Raw genomic sequence first — 15377 nt, 5'->3', positions numbered from 1 at the left:
CGCTTCATCGCCCATGATACTGCGCATCTTTACGTGGGAAAGTAGGCCGATGCCAAGGTTATCTTTAGAGAGGCTCCCTTGAGGAGCCTTTCGTCGTTTAAGGGCCGCATCGTCACGCGGCCCTTTTTGCGTTAAAAAAACGTCCATGGAAAGAATGTTCCTGCGTCCTTCCCGGCAGGTTCGTCAGTTGCTTCCTGTTGCAAAGGAAAGCGGAAAGGTTGTTCTGAAAGTCTGCGTACAGGCGAGGGAACATGATGCTGAACCTGAGGAAGAGCCGAGGGCAATACGTACACGACTCAGCCTTGCTCAGGGCCGGGCAGGGTGAGCCGTGTCTGCTTTTATTCTCTCTCTCGAGGATTCCAGGGCGTTTTTTTGAAAAAGCCATGGTCGGGCTTCTTCCCGGGAGTTTTTTTTCATCAGACGTGCTCCTGCGGCCTCTGAAAATGTCCTCCGCAATGCCGGTACTTTTTCCGGCGGCAGAATATGCGCACGGTCGGCGGTGTGCTTTTTCAGCGTGAGAGCATTTCAATAAGGCCGACGGAAAAGAGATTTGTTTCGACTTATGGTTTTATGAAGTTTCGTCAACGCCGTGTGAAGCCGGGGACTTGCTATCGGCAGGGCAACGTTTTTGGGGCCTGTGCGGCTCTCAGAGGCTGCAAAAGACGCGTTTTGGGGGAATCCGCCGTCGCCTCTTCGGTACGCTCTGCCGTCAGGAAAGCGCCTGAAAAAGAGATGTGCACGTGCCTTGCACTGATGCCCGCGCATGACGGGCAACCCCTGGCGTAACAAGGAAGAATTTACCGCCCAGGGGCTACGGAGAAAATTTGATGCCGAAAAGGACAGGGCAACAGATTTTTCGTTCCTAGGAAAGATTTTTTCTGACGGCAGCGCTGATGAATTTCGCCCGGCCATGCCTTACCGGCTTATTTTTTATGCTTCTCTGAAAGATTATTAATACTATGCTCGGAAGAAGACTGATGAAGATTGGAAATGTATTCTTCCCTTCCGAAATTGTTGTCGGAACAGAACCGTCTTGTTTTCTCAGGCTTCTGTCGTGGAGGAGGTTTGGCTTTTCAGGCCGGTATGACGGCAGAGCTCCGGCTTGAAGAATCTTTGCTTGGCAGATTCTCCATGTTTTCGGTGGAGACCGGTCGCATGGTCTATGATGGAAGACAAGCTCTTTTTGGGGGAGGGATTCCTCGGCGTGTCTTCTCCTTGCCGAGGGCTTAATGAATGGCGAAAGAAGACTGTGCTTGTCTTGACGAGAGATGGTGTTTCATGGACGGCTTTTTGCCGGAGAAAGACATGATCCTCGTATCGGAAAGTCGGAGGCGAGAAAAATTTTTCTAAGCGTGTGGGATCAGCAATATGTTTTTATTCTCCCGGGAGCTTTTAAAAAGATGCTTTTGAAGTGCGGGATGACGATGTTGCGGGGGCCCCATGTCTGAGGACTTGAAGACCGCAAGGCAAAGAGCTTCTGCACTCATCGTCTGCTCTGAAGAAAATGAGTGCCAGAGAAAATTTTTGGAGAAAGCGGATACTTTTTACCGTGTTGGGAAGGCGGGAAAAGAACAAGCTAGACGTACGGAGACCGACAGACCGCCCCTTTTATTAAAACGAAGAGAGGAAATTGGACTGTCGTATGTCCCTGGTAGGACTCTGCTCAGATAATCATGCGGATAATCACGGGAATATGTTCTGAAAATTCAAAATAAAGAAATAAATCACAAGCAATTCGTCAGAAAGAAACCAGTTGATAACCTACTTGAAAAATATGTTTTTATGGCGTTTTCCCGAGAGGATGATGCAATTCACATATTTTGCGTTCAGGAGGGGGTGGTGTAGTATAAAATAATATATAACAATATGTTATATAAAAAATGATTTTGTTTTCATGAAAAATGTGTTATTAAAATTTCAATAATTGTTGTTTCTTTTTACGCTTGTCTTCCGCCCTTGCGAAGATTTTTTATTTTTTATAATCCTATCATCATAGGCTTATTCAGATGCTTTTTTCAGAAAAGCATTCGTTGTGATGATCATTTTAATTTCAATGGGGGAGTATCATGGCGTGGACTCAAGTCTATGATCCAGTCGTCAGCGAAGTAGTCTCAGCCTGCATTGCGGCCATACCGCTGGTTATTCTGCTCTATATGCTGGCCATAAAACGTGCCAAGGGGCATATTGCTGCGCTGGCCGGACTCGCTTCCGCCTTCATCATCGCCATTCTTATATGGCGCATGCCTGTGATTACGGCCATCAGTTCCGTCGGACTCGGCGTTGCCAATGGTCTGTTCCCCATCATCTGGATCGTCATCACCGCCGTCTGGGTCTACAACATGACCGTGGAATCCGGTGAGTTTGAAATCATTAAGGACTCTCTGGCACGCGTGACTCCCGACCGCAGACTTCAGACTATTTTCATTGCCTTTGCGTTCGGTTCCTTCCTGGAAGGCACGGCCGGCTTCGGTACTCCCGTGGCCATTACCGCAGCCATGCTTGCCGGTCTCGGCTTCAATCCCATCTACGGTGCCGGTCTCTGCCTCATCGCCAATACGGCTCCCGTGGCCTTCGGTGCCATCGGTGCTCCCGTGCTTACGGCAGCCAGCGTGTCCGGCATGGATGCCAATCTCATCAGCCAGGTGGCGGCTCGTCAGCTTCCGCTGCTTGCCATCATCATCCCCTTCTGGCTGAGCATCGTCATGTGCGGCGTTCGTCGTTCCATGGAAATTCTGCCCGCTATTCTGGTTGCCGGCGTGTGCTTTGCCGGTGCTCAGTTCATTTTCGCCAACTTCCATGGTCCGACCCTGCCCGACATCATGTCGGCCATCGCCACCATCGTGGGGCTGCTCGTTCTGCTTCGTTACTGGAAGCCCAGCTCCATTTTCCGCTTTGCGGAAGATCCCGCCATCAGCACCGATGGTCCCGGTTACTCCGGCAAGGTTGTCCTGCGTGCCTGGGGTCCGTATCTCATTCTGGCCGTCATGGTGTTTCTGTGGGGTCTGCCGCAGTTCAAGGCCGTGCTGAACAGCATTTCCGCGCCCAGCTTCTCCTGGCCTCTGCTTGACGGCATGGTCAATCGTGCGGCTCCCATCGTGGCCTCTGAGGCTCCCTATGCGGCCGTGTTCACCTTCGGCTGGGTGTCCGCCGGCGGTACCGCCATTCTGCTTTCCGGCTTCATTGCTGTGCCGCTCATGCCCGGCTACTCCTATGCCAAGGCCGTGAAGTGCTTCTTCACCACTCTGCATCAGCTTCGTTTCCCCATCCTCACCATTGCCAGCGTGCTCGGTCTGGCGTTCCTCATGAACTATGCCGGCATGAGCTCCACGCTTGGTCTTGCCTTCACCAAGACCGGCAGCCTGTTCCCCTTCTTTGCTCCTCTCATCGGCTGGCTGGGCGTGTTCCTCACCGGTTCCGATACGTCGTCCAACGCGCTGTTCTGCAGCATGCAGCACACTACTGCTACGGCCGTGGGCATTCCTCCTGAACTCGCCGTTGCCTCCAACGCCGTGGGCGGCGTGACCGGTAAGATGATTTCTCCCCAGTCCATCAGCGTGGCCACCTCGGCTACCAACATGGTCGGACAGGAAGGCAATCTGTTCCGCTTTGCCCTGGGACACAGTATTGCTCTGACGCTTATTCTCTGCGTGCTTGCCTACTGTCAGGCAGGCTTCCTGAGCTGGATGCTTCCGTAAGAAGGAAGACGGGATCTGCATGGAGCGTGTCCATGCAATCCATGCGGGAATCGTTCCGGGGGGTCGGAGCGATTCCCGCTTCTTTTTTCTGGGGGAGAAGAACGAATTTCTGCGGTACGTTTCAGGAACCGCCGTTTTTTCCCGTACATATGATCCCGCTCTCTTGCGTCCTGGGGGGGCTGCGGCTATACTGCCCGTCGAATTTCTTCACCATAACGGGGCTTGCCATGGAATTTACGGACAAGGAACAGGCCATTCTTCGCATTGCTCAGAAGAGCATACCCGATACTCTTACCCCATATGCGGACATGGCTGCCGCCACCGGAGCCACGGAAGAGGAAGTGCTTGAGCTTCTTTCCCGACTCAAGGATTCAGGAGCCATCCGCCGGTTCGGCGCGAGCATCAAGCATCAGCGTACGGGCTGGACGCACAATGCCATGGTGGCTTGGATGGTTTCTCCAGAGGAAGTGGACGAGGTGGGACGCAAGGCTGCCGAGCATCCGCGCATTTCCCACTGCTATTATCGTCCCAGCCCCTATCCGGCATGGCCGTATACCTTCTACACCATGATTCACGGCAAAAGTGAGAAGGATTGCCTTGATGTGGTGGAAGATCTGCGCCGGACTACCGTTCTGGACAGATTCGAGATTCTGGAAAGCCTGAAAGAGTTGAAAAAAATTTCCATGACGTACTTTGCGGAGCCGTCGAAGTAACAGGAGCAACATAATGAATACCGAGCGTTCTCATGATCTTTTTGTTCACGCGCAGAAGCTTATTCCCGGCGGCGTGAACAGTCCCGTACGCGCCTGCCGCAACGTGCATGCCGATCCGCTGTTCATTGCCGACGCCAGAGGCTCTCATCTCACCACTGCCGACGGTGAGGATGTCATTGATTTTCTCGGTTCCTGGGGGCCTATGCTGGTAGGACATGCCCATCCCGAGGTGACGGATGCCATTTGCCGGGCAGCTGCGCGCGGTACGAGCTACGGCGCTCCCTGTGAGGACGAGGTGCGTCTGGCCGAGGAAGTGTGCGCGGCGCTGCCTTCCGTGGAAATGGTGCGCATGGTGAACTCCGGCACCGAAGCGACCATGAGCGCTCTGCGTCTGGCCCGCGGCGTGACCGGTCGCGACAAGATGATCAAGTTTATCGGCGGCTATCACGGTCATGGCGACGCGTTTCTTGCCAGTGCCGGTTCCGGCGTAGCCACGTTTTCCATTCCCGGTACGCCTGGCGTGCCCGCGGCGACCGTGGCCGACACACTGCTTGCGCCCTACAATGATCTTGATGCCGTCAAGGCACTTTTCGAGGCCTGGCCCGACCAGATTGCCGCGCTGTTCGTGGAACCCGTGGCAGGCAACATGGGGCTCATGCTGCCGCAGCCCGGATTTTTGCGCGGCCTCAGGGAACTGTGTACGAAATACGGCGCGCTGCTGGTCTTTGATGAAGTGATCACGGGCTTCCGTCTTTCCTATGCCGGAGCACAGGGACGATTCGACATCATGCCTGATCTCACCACCTTCGGAAAGATCATCGGCGGCGGACTGCCCGTGGGGGCCTACGGCGGCCGTGCCGACATCATGCGTCACATTGCGCCGGAGGGAGAAGTATATCAGGCCGGAACGCTCTCGGGCAATCCGCTGGCGATGGCAGCCGGTCTGGTTACGCTGAACATTCTGAAGCATGCCGACTATGCAGGCCTTGAGGCCCGAGTTCACGCCTTTGTGGAGGAGCTTCAGGAAATTCTCAAGGAAAAGGGCGTTCCTGTGCAGATCCCGCACATCGCCTCCCTGTTCACCGTATACTTCACGGAAGCTCCCCTTGTAGACTTCGCCAGCGTGCAGACCACCGATCAGAAGCTGTTTGAAACGTTCTACAAGCAGATGCGTGCACAGGGCATATTCATGGCTCCTTCCGCCTTTGAAGCCAATATGCTTTCCTTCGCTCACAGCGATGACGATTTTGCGAAGGCTCTGGAGGCCGCCCGTCACGTGAAGTTCTAGAGTGTCGTTGAAGAAGCTTTGCCTGGACGCGGAGTATCCGAAAGGACTCCGCGTCTTTTTTTGCGCTTCGGTCTGGGGACGTTATGCAGGAGGTCGGTATACAAGAGACGATCTGGAGGCGTCGACCGAGGACTCACGCCTTTTCAGATGGAACCGACCTTTCGACAATCTTTCGGAAAGACAGGCTAAAACTGCAGGCCGGATCTTTGTGTCTTCATGATGAAAACGCTCCCGTTCCATTCGGAAGGGGAGCGTTTTCATCATGAAATTCGGCTCTGTACGGATGTGTGACGGGTATTTTTTAATTTTATGATTCTGGGTATGGAAAAAAGAAAAACGCCCGGAATCTGTCAGCGATCGGCTTTTTGCCTTGTAGACTGACGCTGGGCCGCAGCTGCTGACTTGCGGGAGGGGGAAGTTTTTTTCTGTACCTTGCGGGGTGCGGAGTAGTTTGACTTCTTGAGTTGTGCCGCCTGCTTTTGGGAGACTCCGAGCTCGGCTATGGCGGTGGTTCTTTTTTTTGCCACGGCGGAAAATCCTGCATTGAGCAGTCTTCTCGCTTCCGCCGCACGCACTCTGGTGTTGGGCGCTCCGAGAATGACGGCAATGAGCTTGTGGCCTCGCTGACGGGCCGTGACGATGATGTTGTAGCCTGCCGCCGTCACCCAGCCTGTTTTCAGTCCGTCGAGCCCCGCATAGTGGCCGACCAGTGGGTTGTGGTTTGGTTCCGTGTGGCCACGATGGGTGACGGAGCGGGCAAGATGATATCTTCTCGCGATGGGATAGTGAGCCTGATAGGCTTTGGCAAGCTTGAGCATGTCACGCGCCGTGGTGAGCTGGCCTTTGGCCGGCAGTCCATGCACGTTGACGAATCGGGTGTTTTTCATGCCAAGCAGTCTGGCCAGCGCATTCATTTGCTTGACGAACGCCGATGTGGAGCCCGCCACGTGTTCCGCCACCGCCACACTTGCGTCGTTCCCCGAGGCTACGGCCATGCCGTAGAAGAGCTTGTCGAGAGTGACGCGTTCCCCGGAACGCAGGCCGAAGCGCGATCCTCCGGTCCTGGCCGCTGCGGCGCTGACCTTCACCCTGTCGTGATAGTCCACTTTTTTTGCGCTGATGGCATTCATGGCGACATACATGGAAATGACCTTGGTCAGAGAGGCCGGAGGGATCTTCATGTCGGCGCGCTGTTCATAGAGAATGCGTCCGGTCGTCACATCCATGAGTATGGCGCTTTTGGCGTTGATGGGGCCTGCAAGCGCGCTGGAGACGCAGAGAAGGCAGAAAAGAACTGTAAGGGCGAGAATGCGACGGACGCCGGTCGACGGATGTTGGATAGGCATGGTTGTTCCTGATTCAGCTCATGAAATTGCGCCTTCCAGACTGCGTCTTCCGAAGAAACGGAGATGGGCGGCACGGCTTCCGGAAGGGGAAGATTCCGGAGCAGGATGCGCAAGCACCTTGTGAATTTTTTAGACAATTTTTTGTTGAGCGGCAAGACTGCAACGTTATTTGTAACAATTTAAATCGTGGGGGTGCGCGCGGGCGGATTATCCCCGGACCCGGCATCATGCGGCACCGGGGCTGCACAGGGCGTCCTCATGCAAGGCCTCGGAAATGCGTCTGGAACGTTTGCCGCCATGGGGCGAAGAGCGCGGCAGGTGAGGAGGATGGCGGCTGGTCTGCGCAGGCTAGGACCAGACGTCCCTGGCTGCGGACAAGGCTTCGCCACGTATGCGGGGCGACATGGCGGGGAGAGCGCTTTGTCCATGAAGACGGTGCGCCTCTGCACGGCGCAGAGGAAAGGACGGAAGTGCCCCGTCTTTGTACTTCCTGTTCCAGGCTGGTCTGTTCCTGTTCTCCTCCTTCCATGCGCTGAAGGGCACCGGATTGCGGCCAGACCGCCTGAAGAAGACGGGAGCTGGACGGTGTTGGGCTGATCCGTGCCTGTTACGACGGGCATGATAGTTTTTGCGTCCCCTGGCGTTCTGTTTCTTCATGGGTTCTGTCGGTTCCGGCGAGGCAAAAGCGTGAAACGCGCTGACACGCTTACGTAAGCCGTCGAATGAGGAGAATGAAAATCATGCGTTACGTTTGCTTTTCAGGTGGAATCCGTGCCAAGGTGCCGTTTTTCTTTTAAGGCGTAATGCACGCATTTGATATGATAAGGTAACAAAAAAGCCGCCTCCGCGTGTAGTGCGGAAGCGGCCTGAACGGACTGTTGCGGACGGAATTATTCCATGCCCATGGCTTTTTTGACCTTGTCGAAGATGCCGGGCTTGTTCTGCTCCTCGGAGAGCTTTTCAAACTCCCTGAGCAGCTTTTCCTGCTCGGCGGAAAGCCTGGTGGGAGTTTTCACCACGACGCGCACCAGAAGGTCGCCCGTGCGCTTTTCTCCGGGGTATTTGAGTCCCTTGCCGCGAATCTGGAAAATCTTGCCGCTCTGCGTTCCCTTGGGAATGTCGAGGTCGAGGGTTTCCCCTTCGTTGAGACTGGGAATCTGAATGCGGGTACCGAGCGCAGCCTGAGGGAAGGTGATGGTGGCCGTGTAGATGAGGTTCTGTTCGTCGCGGTCGAAGACGTCGTCGTCCTCGACGTGAAGCACCACATAGAGGTCGCCGGGAGGGCCGCCGTGCACGCCCATTTCGCCTTCTCCGCGCAGGCGCAGACGTGCGCCGTCATAGACGCCCGCAGGAATGCGCACGGAAAGTTCACGCACGGTCTCCACGATGCCTTCGCCCTTGCACTTGGGGCAGGGCTTGGGAATGGTGAAGCCGCGACCGTGGCAGGCGGGGCAGGGCTGCACGAACTGCATGAAGCCCTGACGCATGGCGACCTGTCCGGAGCCCCCGCACTTTTTGCAGGTTTCGCGGGAAGATCCCTTGGCCGCTCCGGAGCCGTTGCATTCGGGACAGGTGACGTGACGGGGAATCTTGATGGCTTTTTCCGTGCCCTTGGCGGCTTCACGGAAGGAAATGGTCATGTTGTAGCGCAGATCGTCGCCCTGCTGGGGCCGGGGACCGCGGGAACGGGATCCGCCGAAGCCGAACAGGTCGCCGAACACGTCTCCAAACTGAGCGAAAATGTCTTCCGCGCTGTTGAATGACGTGCCGCCCATGCCGGGATCGGCGGTGCCGAAGCGGTCGTAGTTGGCCCTGCGTTCGGGATTGCGGAGGACGTCGTAGGCTTCGGCGGCCTCCTTGAACTTCTGTTCAGCCTCGGGGTTGTTCGGATTGTGGTCGGGATGATATTTGAGCGCCAGCTTGCGGTAGGCGTGCTTGATCTCTTCGTCCGACGCATCCCGGGAGACGCCCAGAATTTCATAATAATCGCGCTTGCTCATGAGAGTGTTCCGTAACGCAGGGATTAGTCGTCAAGGTCGGGCGTGTTTTCGCCTTCAACGGGAGTATAGAAGCGCTTGTCTTCGGGCAGGACCTTGCCGGCGGCGATTTCGCGCAGAGCAGTGACGACTTCCTTGTTCTTGCTGTCTACCAGAGGTTCGTAGCCTTCGCGGAACTGGCGCACGCGCTTGATGGCCATCTGCACGAGCAGAAAACGGTTGTCCACGCGGCGCTGGCAATCTTCAACGGTAATACGGGCCATGGAATGCCTCCAGGAAGTTTATCCGGGCAAGCCGGGTGATATCGAAACATATGGAAGGCCCCGCGCCGGAAAGGACACGGGGAAAATAAAACTTGCGGTATGATGCCGAACCATCTTTTTTATCTGGAGCGCCAGGGGTTGTCAATACACTGAACAACGTTCCAGACCCGGGAGAGGGCAGAACCTCTCCCGGAGTACGCGTCGTTGTCGAGACGAACGGGCTTTGTCGCTGCGGACTATTTTTTACGTCTGCCGAAGCGATGCACCGGCTTTTCCGGCTCCGTTTTCATGGCGAAGAAGTCGTCGGGAGCGCCGTGAAATCTGTCGTGTTCTTTGTGATCGCGGGATTCTCGGCCGGGGCGGAACGAGTGCTCGCGCGGAGCGTGTCTGTCTTCACGGCGACCGGAGAAGCGACGTTCCCTGCGTTCGTCGTCTCCGCGGAAACGTGAGGGGCGGAAGGAACGCTCTTCGTCGGTGAAGCCTTCTTCCTGTCGGTCACGCCGCTTGGGGAAGGGACGACCGGGTTTGCCGCCACGGCGCTCTTCCCGGTCGGAAAAGCGACCGCCTCTGCGCTCGCCTCCTTCGTTTTCGCGGAAGAAGCGATGGCCGGCGCGTTCTTCGTCATCCTGACGGAAGCGGGGACGGGCAGGACGGAACGGGCGACGGGATTCCTTTTCTTCACGGAAGGGGGAATCCTCGCGGAAGGAACGCTCATCGTCATTGCCGCGGAAGGGGCGGCGCTCCCTGCGGAAGGAACGGCCTTCTTCTCCCGGGAAGCGCTCTTCCTCATGGCGGAACGACGGTTTTTTGTGCATGGACCTGCGTTCGGAGCGGAAGTCGTCTCTGCCGTCTCTGCCGTCTCTGTCTTCTCTGCGGCGATCCCTGTCCCAGGGCTTCGGACGGCGGGGGCGGAAGGAGTCCTCACGCGGAGTTTCCTCGTCCCAGGCGTCGGATGCGTAGCGGCGCTGGCGGGCGAGCTCCTCGTCATTATGGCGGGGACGGAATCCTTTTCTGTCGGCAAAGGCGCGGCGGTTGCCGCGACGCTGCTCGTCCTTGTCCTCAAAGCGGGCACGCTTTTGTGCGCGGTCGTCATGTCTGCGACGGAAGGGACGACGTCCTTCCTCTTCTTTCAGATGTTCCAAGTCTATCTCCAGTCGACCGACGTGCACGCCGGTCAGTTTTACGGTCACGCGCTGTCCGAGGCGGAACGTTTCGCCGCTGTGTTCGCCGCGCAGTTCCTGCCTTTCCTCATCAAATATGTAGTAGTCCCGGCCGAGCGTTTCCACACGAACCATGCCTTCGACGGGCATGCCGTCGAGCTCCACGAAGAAGCCGAAGTTCATGACGCCGCTGATGACGCCCTCGAACGTTTCTCCCGTGTGGCCCATGAGCAGCAGACAGCCCATGCGGCGGTCGATTTCCCGTTCTGCGTCGGTGGCCACGCGTTCTCTGCCGTTGCACTGCTCTGCCGTTTCGAGCAGCTTGTGTCCCGTGGGAATGGGGCCGCCCGTATCGAGGCCGAGAACATAGCGTAAGGCCCGATGATTCACAAGGTCGGCATAGCGGCGTATGGGCGAGGTGAAGTGGCAGTAGCAGGCCGAGGCCAGGCCGAAATGGCCGTCTTCTTCAGGAGAGTAACGTGCCTGCATCATGGAACGCAGAGTAAGGCGACTGACGATGAATGCCTGATCCGTGCCCGAGGCGGCCTCCAGCACGTGGGTGAGCCAGTTGGGAACTGCGGCTTTTGCCGCGCGGGGAAGGGGCAGCTCGGCGTCCGTGGAGCGGAGCGTGTGATAGAGTTCCTCCAGTCTGTCCGCGCCGGGCGCAGGATGCACGCGGTAGAGCAGCGGCGCGTTTTTGCGGGTGAGAAACTCCGCCACGGCCTCGTTGGCGCGTACCATGAAGGCTTCGATGAGCCGGTGGCTGAACAGTCTTTCTCTGTTGCGTATGCCCGTGACGCGCGAAGTGCCGTTTTTTTCCTCCACCACGAATTCCGCTTCGGGAATGTCGAAGTCGAGTGCGCCCTGCCTGTGACGACGCTCCATGAGCACGGAGGCCAGCTCGGCCGCTTCCTGCAGCATGGAAAGAACGCCCGGCGCCCGCTTCTCCAGGGTTGCGGCCGTTTCGCATTGCGGATCATCGAGGGCGGCCTGAACTTCGCGGTAGGTCAGGCGGGCATGGGAGCGCATGACGGCGTTGAAGAATCGGGAATTCGTCAGATTGCCGTTTTCATCAAGACTCATGTCCACGGCCATGCAGCGGCGGTCCTCACCGGGGCGCAGGCTGCACACCCCGTTGCACAGAGCCTCGGGAAGCATGGGCTCCACGGACAGGGGGAAATAGTAGGAATTGCCGCGATCGCGCGCTTCCCTGTCGAGCGCCGTTCTTGGACGGACATAGTAGGACACGTCTGCAATGGCCACGAGAAGCCGCCATCCTTCGGGCGTGCGGGCGGCGCATACGGCGTCGTCGAAGTCCCGGGCGTCCTCGCCGTCGATGGTGACGAGCATTTCTCCTCGCAAATCGGCAAGATCCGTCATGTCTTCCGACAGAGTACGGGCCGCCTCTTCCGCCTCGGCGACGACATTGTCGGGAAATTCCGTGGGAATGCCGTTGTTGAGTTTTGTCAGGCGCTCCTGTGCGAGCGCATCGTTTTCAAGTCCGAGCGAGGTGAGAGCCTTTCCGGCCCACAGGTCCCGTTCTCCATGCTCTTCGAGCTTTTCACCTACGGCAACGCGCAGAAGTTCGTTTTCCTCGGGCGTTTTTTCCAGCGTCGATACGTCGGCCAGCACGTCGAAGCTGAGTCTGGAGTCTGCGGGGCGGCAGAACATGGAGTTTTCTCTGTTGCCTCTGCGCAGAACACGGCACACGATGTCCGTCCGGGCACGACTTACCACGGCGATGACGCGGCCTTCCTGCTTTTTGAGCGAACCGCGCTTTTTGGGCAGGAGCATGACGTCCACAATGTCGCCGTTCCAGGCGTCGCCCACGTCCTCGGGCGCGATGTAGATGTCCTGTCCGGATTTTGCCTGCGTGTCTTCTGGAGTGACGAAGGCCGCGCCGGAGCGCTGAGCAGCCAGTACGCCGCGGCGTCTTTTCAGGTGTTCAGCCAGAACCCAGCTCCCGCCCTCGAGACGGACGACCTCGCCGTTGCGCGCAAGATCGTGCAGCGCTTCCTGAACGTCCCTTTTGAGCTTGCGGGAAAAGGAGCCGATGCGGAGAATGTCGTCGAGTCGCAGGGGGCGTCCTGCGTTTCTGAGAATGTCGAACAAAAGCTGTTCGTCGAAATCTTCCTGTTTTTTCATGATGTTCTTATCTTTCCGGGCATGGAAATGCCCGGTTTGCAGATGTTGGAAGACGGCGGCGTTCCGTCAGATGAGATGACGGGTGAGCCAGCCGTTCCACCAGGTTTCAAAGTCCGTTTCCGGTTCGCACGAAGAAGAGTCTCCGGCAACGGCTTCCGCGCTCAGGGAGGCGAAGAACTCGGCCGATACCTCGAGAGAAAAGGCGGGAACGGCAAGATCGAGAGACGTGAGCTTGACGGCGTCCTTGCCGGTGCAGACAACGGGAAGGTCCATGGCTTCGATGGTGGCCTTTTCCCTGCGGAAGTCGTGATGATCGGGAAAGGAAAGCATGTTTGCCGGAGGCCTGCGGAAAAATTCGGTGACCGTGCGCAGAGCCTGAGAAGGGTCGCCGATGCCGCAGACGAACGCGTAAGGTCCGGTAATGGCTGAGGCGTCCCCATAGCGTGTTCCGGCATGGTCTCCCGCACGTTCGGCAAGCGACCTCAGTCCGACAGGAGCCATGCGGAACGCAAATACCGGCCGGGGACGGCTCGAAAGTCGTGCTTTCAGGGCGGGAACAAGGGCTGGCCAGTCTTCGGGTTCGGTTTTTATGAGAAAGATATCGGCATCATCCAGCGCCGTTTCCCGTTCCCTCCAGCTTCCTGCAGGAATGACCCTGTTCCAGTTGGATGGGGGACGTCCAGGGAAAGGGGAGAGGGGCACGTCATCTTTGTCGAGAAGCACGATGTCGAGATCCCGGCCAGTGGAAAGATGCTGAAATCCGTCGTCGAGCAGATAGAAGTCGGGAGGGTCATGCTCCTCAAGGAAACGTCCTGCCCGGTTTCTGTCCGGATCGACCATGACGACGGCGTCGGGATGAGCGGATGCCAGCATGAGCGGTTCGTCCCCGCACTCCGAGGCGGAGACACCGGGACAGGCGCGCAGAGGAAGAGTGGAAGGATGGGCGCCGTAGCCACGCGTAAGCACGGCGGCGCGCAGACTTCTCTTCGATGCCTGGGAGAGCAGCCAGTCCGTAACAGGGGTTTTGCCCGTGCCTCCCCAGGAGATGTTTCCTACGGAAATGCAGGGACGGGGAGGTTTCCATTGGCTGAGCGCGCCGTTTCGGGCAAGACGCCTCCGAAGACTTCCCCCCAGACCGTAGAGCCGGGATAGGGGCAGAAGAAGGGGCGCGAGAATGTTTTGGAGAGGATGGCGTTTCGCCATGGCGGCACCGGGCGGAAAGACGTTCGTGCCCATATAGGCCGTCGGACGGCGACGGACCGCGCGTCAGGCGCGCTGAACGGGCGTGTAGTTTATGACGGAATCTTCGTCCGTGCGTTCCAGCTTGAAGATGACGGGACGCAGGCCGTCGTTGCAGCTTACTATGGCCACGCCCGGCGTCCGTATCCAGTCGCCGTAGTAGAAGAGTTCGTCGCCCGAACCGTGAGCCAGAGCGAAGACATACTGATAGACAGCCTTCCATGCTTCGTCGCAGAAATGGTCAGGCTTTGCGTAGTCGGCAAGAAAGACGTCGCCTGCCTTCATCATGGGGCATGGGCCGAGGCCCTTTACGCCGTATTCGTCGGCGAGTTCCTGATCGAAGGTCGTTTTCAGAACGGTTATTTTGACCCTTTTCATGGGGAAAACCCTTTACAGGGCGGACGGAACTGTCCGCAATGACGCAACGGCCGGTGCGGAACCGGCCGGGAAAAACGTGAAGGGAGGCCGCGAATTGTCGCGGCCTCCCTGAATGTCCGGATGTCAGTTGTTGCGGTTGCCGAGAAGCCGCAGCAGCATGAGGAACATGTTGATGAAGTCGAGGTACAGCGTAAGCGCGCCGAGCAGGGCACCGCGGCGCATGGCAAGGCTGTCGTCCACGGGAGCGCTTTCGCCCATCATGCGCAGCTTCTGGGTGTCAAAGGCGGTGAGGCCGGTGAAGATGATGACGCCGAGCACGCTGATGGTGAGGTCGACGGCGGTGTTGCCGATGAAGGCGTTGACGAGGCTCGCGAGCAGAATGCCCCACAGACCCATGATGAGGAAGCTGCCCATGCCGGAAAGGTCACGCTTGGTGACCATGCCGAACACGCTCATGCCGCCGAACATGCCGGCGGTGACGATGAAGGCCTGAGCCACGGAGGCCCCGGTATACACGAGAAGCACCGGTCCGAGGAACACGCCCATGAGCGCGGAGTACAGCAGGAACAGGCCAGTGGCCGTTCCGGCAGAAAGCACGTGCATCCTGGCGGTGATGAACATGGAAAGACCGATGACGGCCACCATGAGCAGGACCATCATGATGGTGTTGGTGAAAAGAAACTGCATGATGGCCATGTTGGAGGCCGTGAACACGGCGGCAAGCGCGGTCACGCCGAGGGCGGCCGTCATCCAGAGATAGACCTGCTGCATGTAGACGGCAACGCTGGAGCGCCCGTAGCTCTGCACCTGGTCACGAGAAGCATTATTCATGAATGTTTCCTCCCGAGGGGGTAAATGGCAGGGTTTACCGCAACAATTCTGCGGATTCATTATGACGATAAGGCTTCTTCCGGTATAATGCAAGGATGACGAACGGAAGAAAATGGCAAAGCTTGACGGGAAAGCCGCTTTTTTCTATTTTCGCGGGCGGAGGCGTCTCGTAACCGGTGTTGCGCCTGGTCTTCAAAACCAGTGTCAGGCTGAGAGGTCTGAGGTAGGTTCGACTCCTATACGCTTCCGCCAGCAATACTGTCATAAAGCCCCATAAGGTCGCTGACGCCTTGTGGGGCTTTTTCCTTCTGCAAGCCGGGGC

11 protein-coding genes and 1 tRNA gene are annotated in these 15377 nt (G+C 57.6%); 5 read left to right on the top strand and 7 right to left on the bottom strand.

The features are described from left to right. Nucleotides 1–763 precede the first annotated feature (763 nt). The 4 genes from Q0J81_RS01110 to hemL all read left to right on the top strand — a co-directional run bounded on the left by Q0J81_RS01110 (nucleotide 764) and on the right by hemL (nucleotide 5696). Nucleotides 764–955, top strand: a complete 192-nt coding sequence (locus Q0J81_RS01110; protein ID WP_294445556.1) for a hypothetical protein — start codon at nucleotides 764–766, stop codon at nucleotides 953–955. A gap of 1111 nt (nucleotides 956–2066) precedes the next feature. Continuing rightward, on the top strand, nucleotides 2067–3695 hold the full coding sequence (locus tag Q0J81_RS01105) for a lactate permease LctP family transporter (protein WP_294445555.1): 1629 nt from the start codon (nucleotides 2067–2069) through the stop codon (nucleotides 3693–3695). Between the two features lie 227 nt (nucleotides 3696–3922). Beyond that, nucleotides 3923–4408 carry a siroheme decarboxylase subunit beta gene (locus Q0J81_RS01100; RefSeq protein ID WP_294445554.1) on the top strand — a complete coding sequence of 162 codons (486 nt, stop codon included), beginning with the start codon at nucleotides 3923–3925 and terminating at the stop codon, nucleotides 4406–4408. A gap of 13 nt (nucleotides 4409–4421) precedes the next feature. Then, a complete protein-coding gene (hemL, locus tag Q0J81_RS01095; protein WP_294445553.1) occupies nucleotides 4422–5696 on the top strand; it encodes a glutamate-1-semialdehyde 2,1-aminomutase in 1275 nt (424 codons plus the stop codon). Nucleotides 5697–6046: 350 nt separating this feature from the next. On the opposite strand, the gene Q0J81_RS01090 is transcribed toward hemL, so the two are convergent. The 7 genes from Q0J81_RS01090 to Q0J81_RS01060 all read right to left on the bottom strand — a co-directional run bounded on the left by Q0J81_RS01090 (nucleotide 6047) and on the right by Q0J81_RS01060 (nucleotide 15055). Then, on the bottom strand, nucleotides 6047–7042 hold the full coding sequence (locus Q0J81_RS01090) for a D-alanyl-D-alanine carboxypeptidase family protein (protein ID WP_294445552.1): 996 nt from the start codon (nucleotides 7040–7042) through the stop codon (nucleotides 6047–6049). Nucleotides 7043–7932: 890 nt separating this feature from the next. Then, complete coding sequence (gene dnaJ / locus Q0J81_RS01085; protein WP_294445551.1) at nucleotides 7933–9042, bottom strand: molecular chaperone DnaJ; 1110 nt, start codon at nucleotides 9040–9042, stop codon at nucleotides 7933–7935. Between the two features lie 23 nt (nucleotides 9043–9065). Beyond that, entirely contained in the window at nucleotides 9066–9302 is a 237-nt protein-coding gene (gene rpoZ, locus Q0J81_RS01080) for a DNA-directed RNA polymerase subunit omega (RefSeq protein ID WP_294445550.1), read from the bottom strand. A gap of 236 nt (nucleotides 9303–9538) precedes the next feature. Beyond that, nucleotides 9539–12607: a ribonuclease R gene (rnr, locus tag Q0J81_RS01075; protein ID WP_294445548.1), complete on the bottom strand. Its 3069-nt coding sequence runs from the start codon at nucleotides 12605–12607 to the stop codon at nucleotides 9539–9541. Nucleotides 12608–12673: 66 nt separating this feature from the next. Then, nucleotides 12674–13810 carry a tetraacyldisaccharide 4'-kinase gene (gene lpxK, locus Q0J81_RS01070; RefSeq protein ID WP_294445547.1) on the bottom strand — a complete coding sequence of 379 codons (1137 nt, stop codon included), beginning with the start codon at nucleotides 13808–13810 and terminating at the stop codon, nucleotides 12674–12676. Nucleotides 13811–13873: 63 nt separating this feature from the next. Continuing rightward, entirely contained in the window at nucleotides 13874–14224 is a 351-nt protein-coding gene (locus Q0J81_RS01065; protein WP_294445546.1) for a TIGR04076 family protein, read from the bottom strand. Nucleotides 14225–14347: 123 nt separating this feature from the next. Continuing rightward, nucleotides 14348–15055, bottom strand: a complete 708-nt coding sequence (locus Q0J81_RS01060; protein ID WP_294445545.1) for a Bax inhibitor-1/YccA family protein — start codon at nucleotides 15053–15055, stop codon at nucleotides 14348–14350. 158 nt (nucleotides 15056–15213) lie between these two features. On the opposite strand from Q0J81_RS01060, the gene Q0J81_RS01055 reads away from it, so the two are divergent. Beyond that, a tRNA-Sec gene (locus tag Q0J81_RS01055) sits at nucleotides 15214–15307 on the top strand. Nucleotides 15308–15377 lie beyond the last annotated feature (70 nt).

It is taken from the genome of uncultured Mailhella sp. (assembly GCF_944324575.1).
GTDB lineage: Bacteria > Desulfobacterota > Desulfovibrionia > Desulfovibrionales > Desulfovibrionaceae > Mailhella.
Note: the sequence above shows the minus strand (reverse complement) of the source record. Positions and strands in the feature narration are given on the sequence as shown.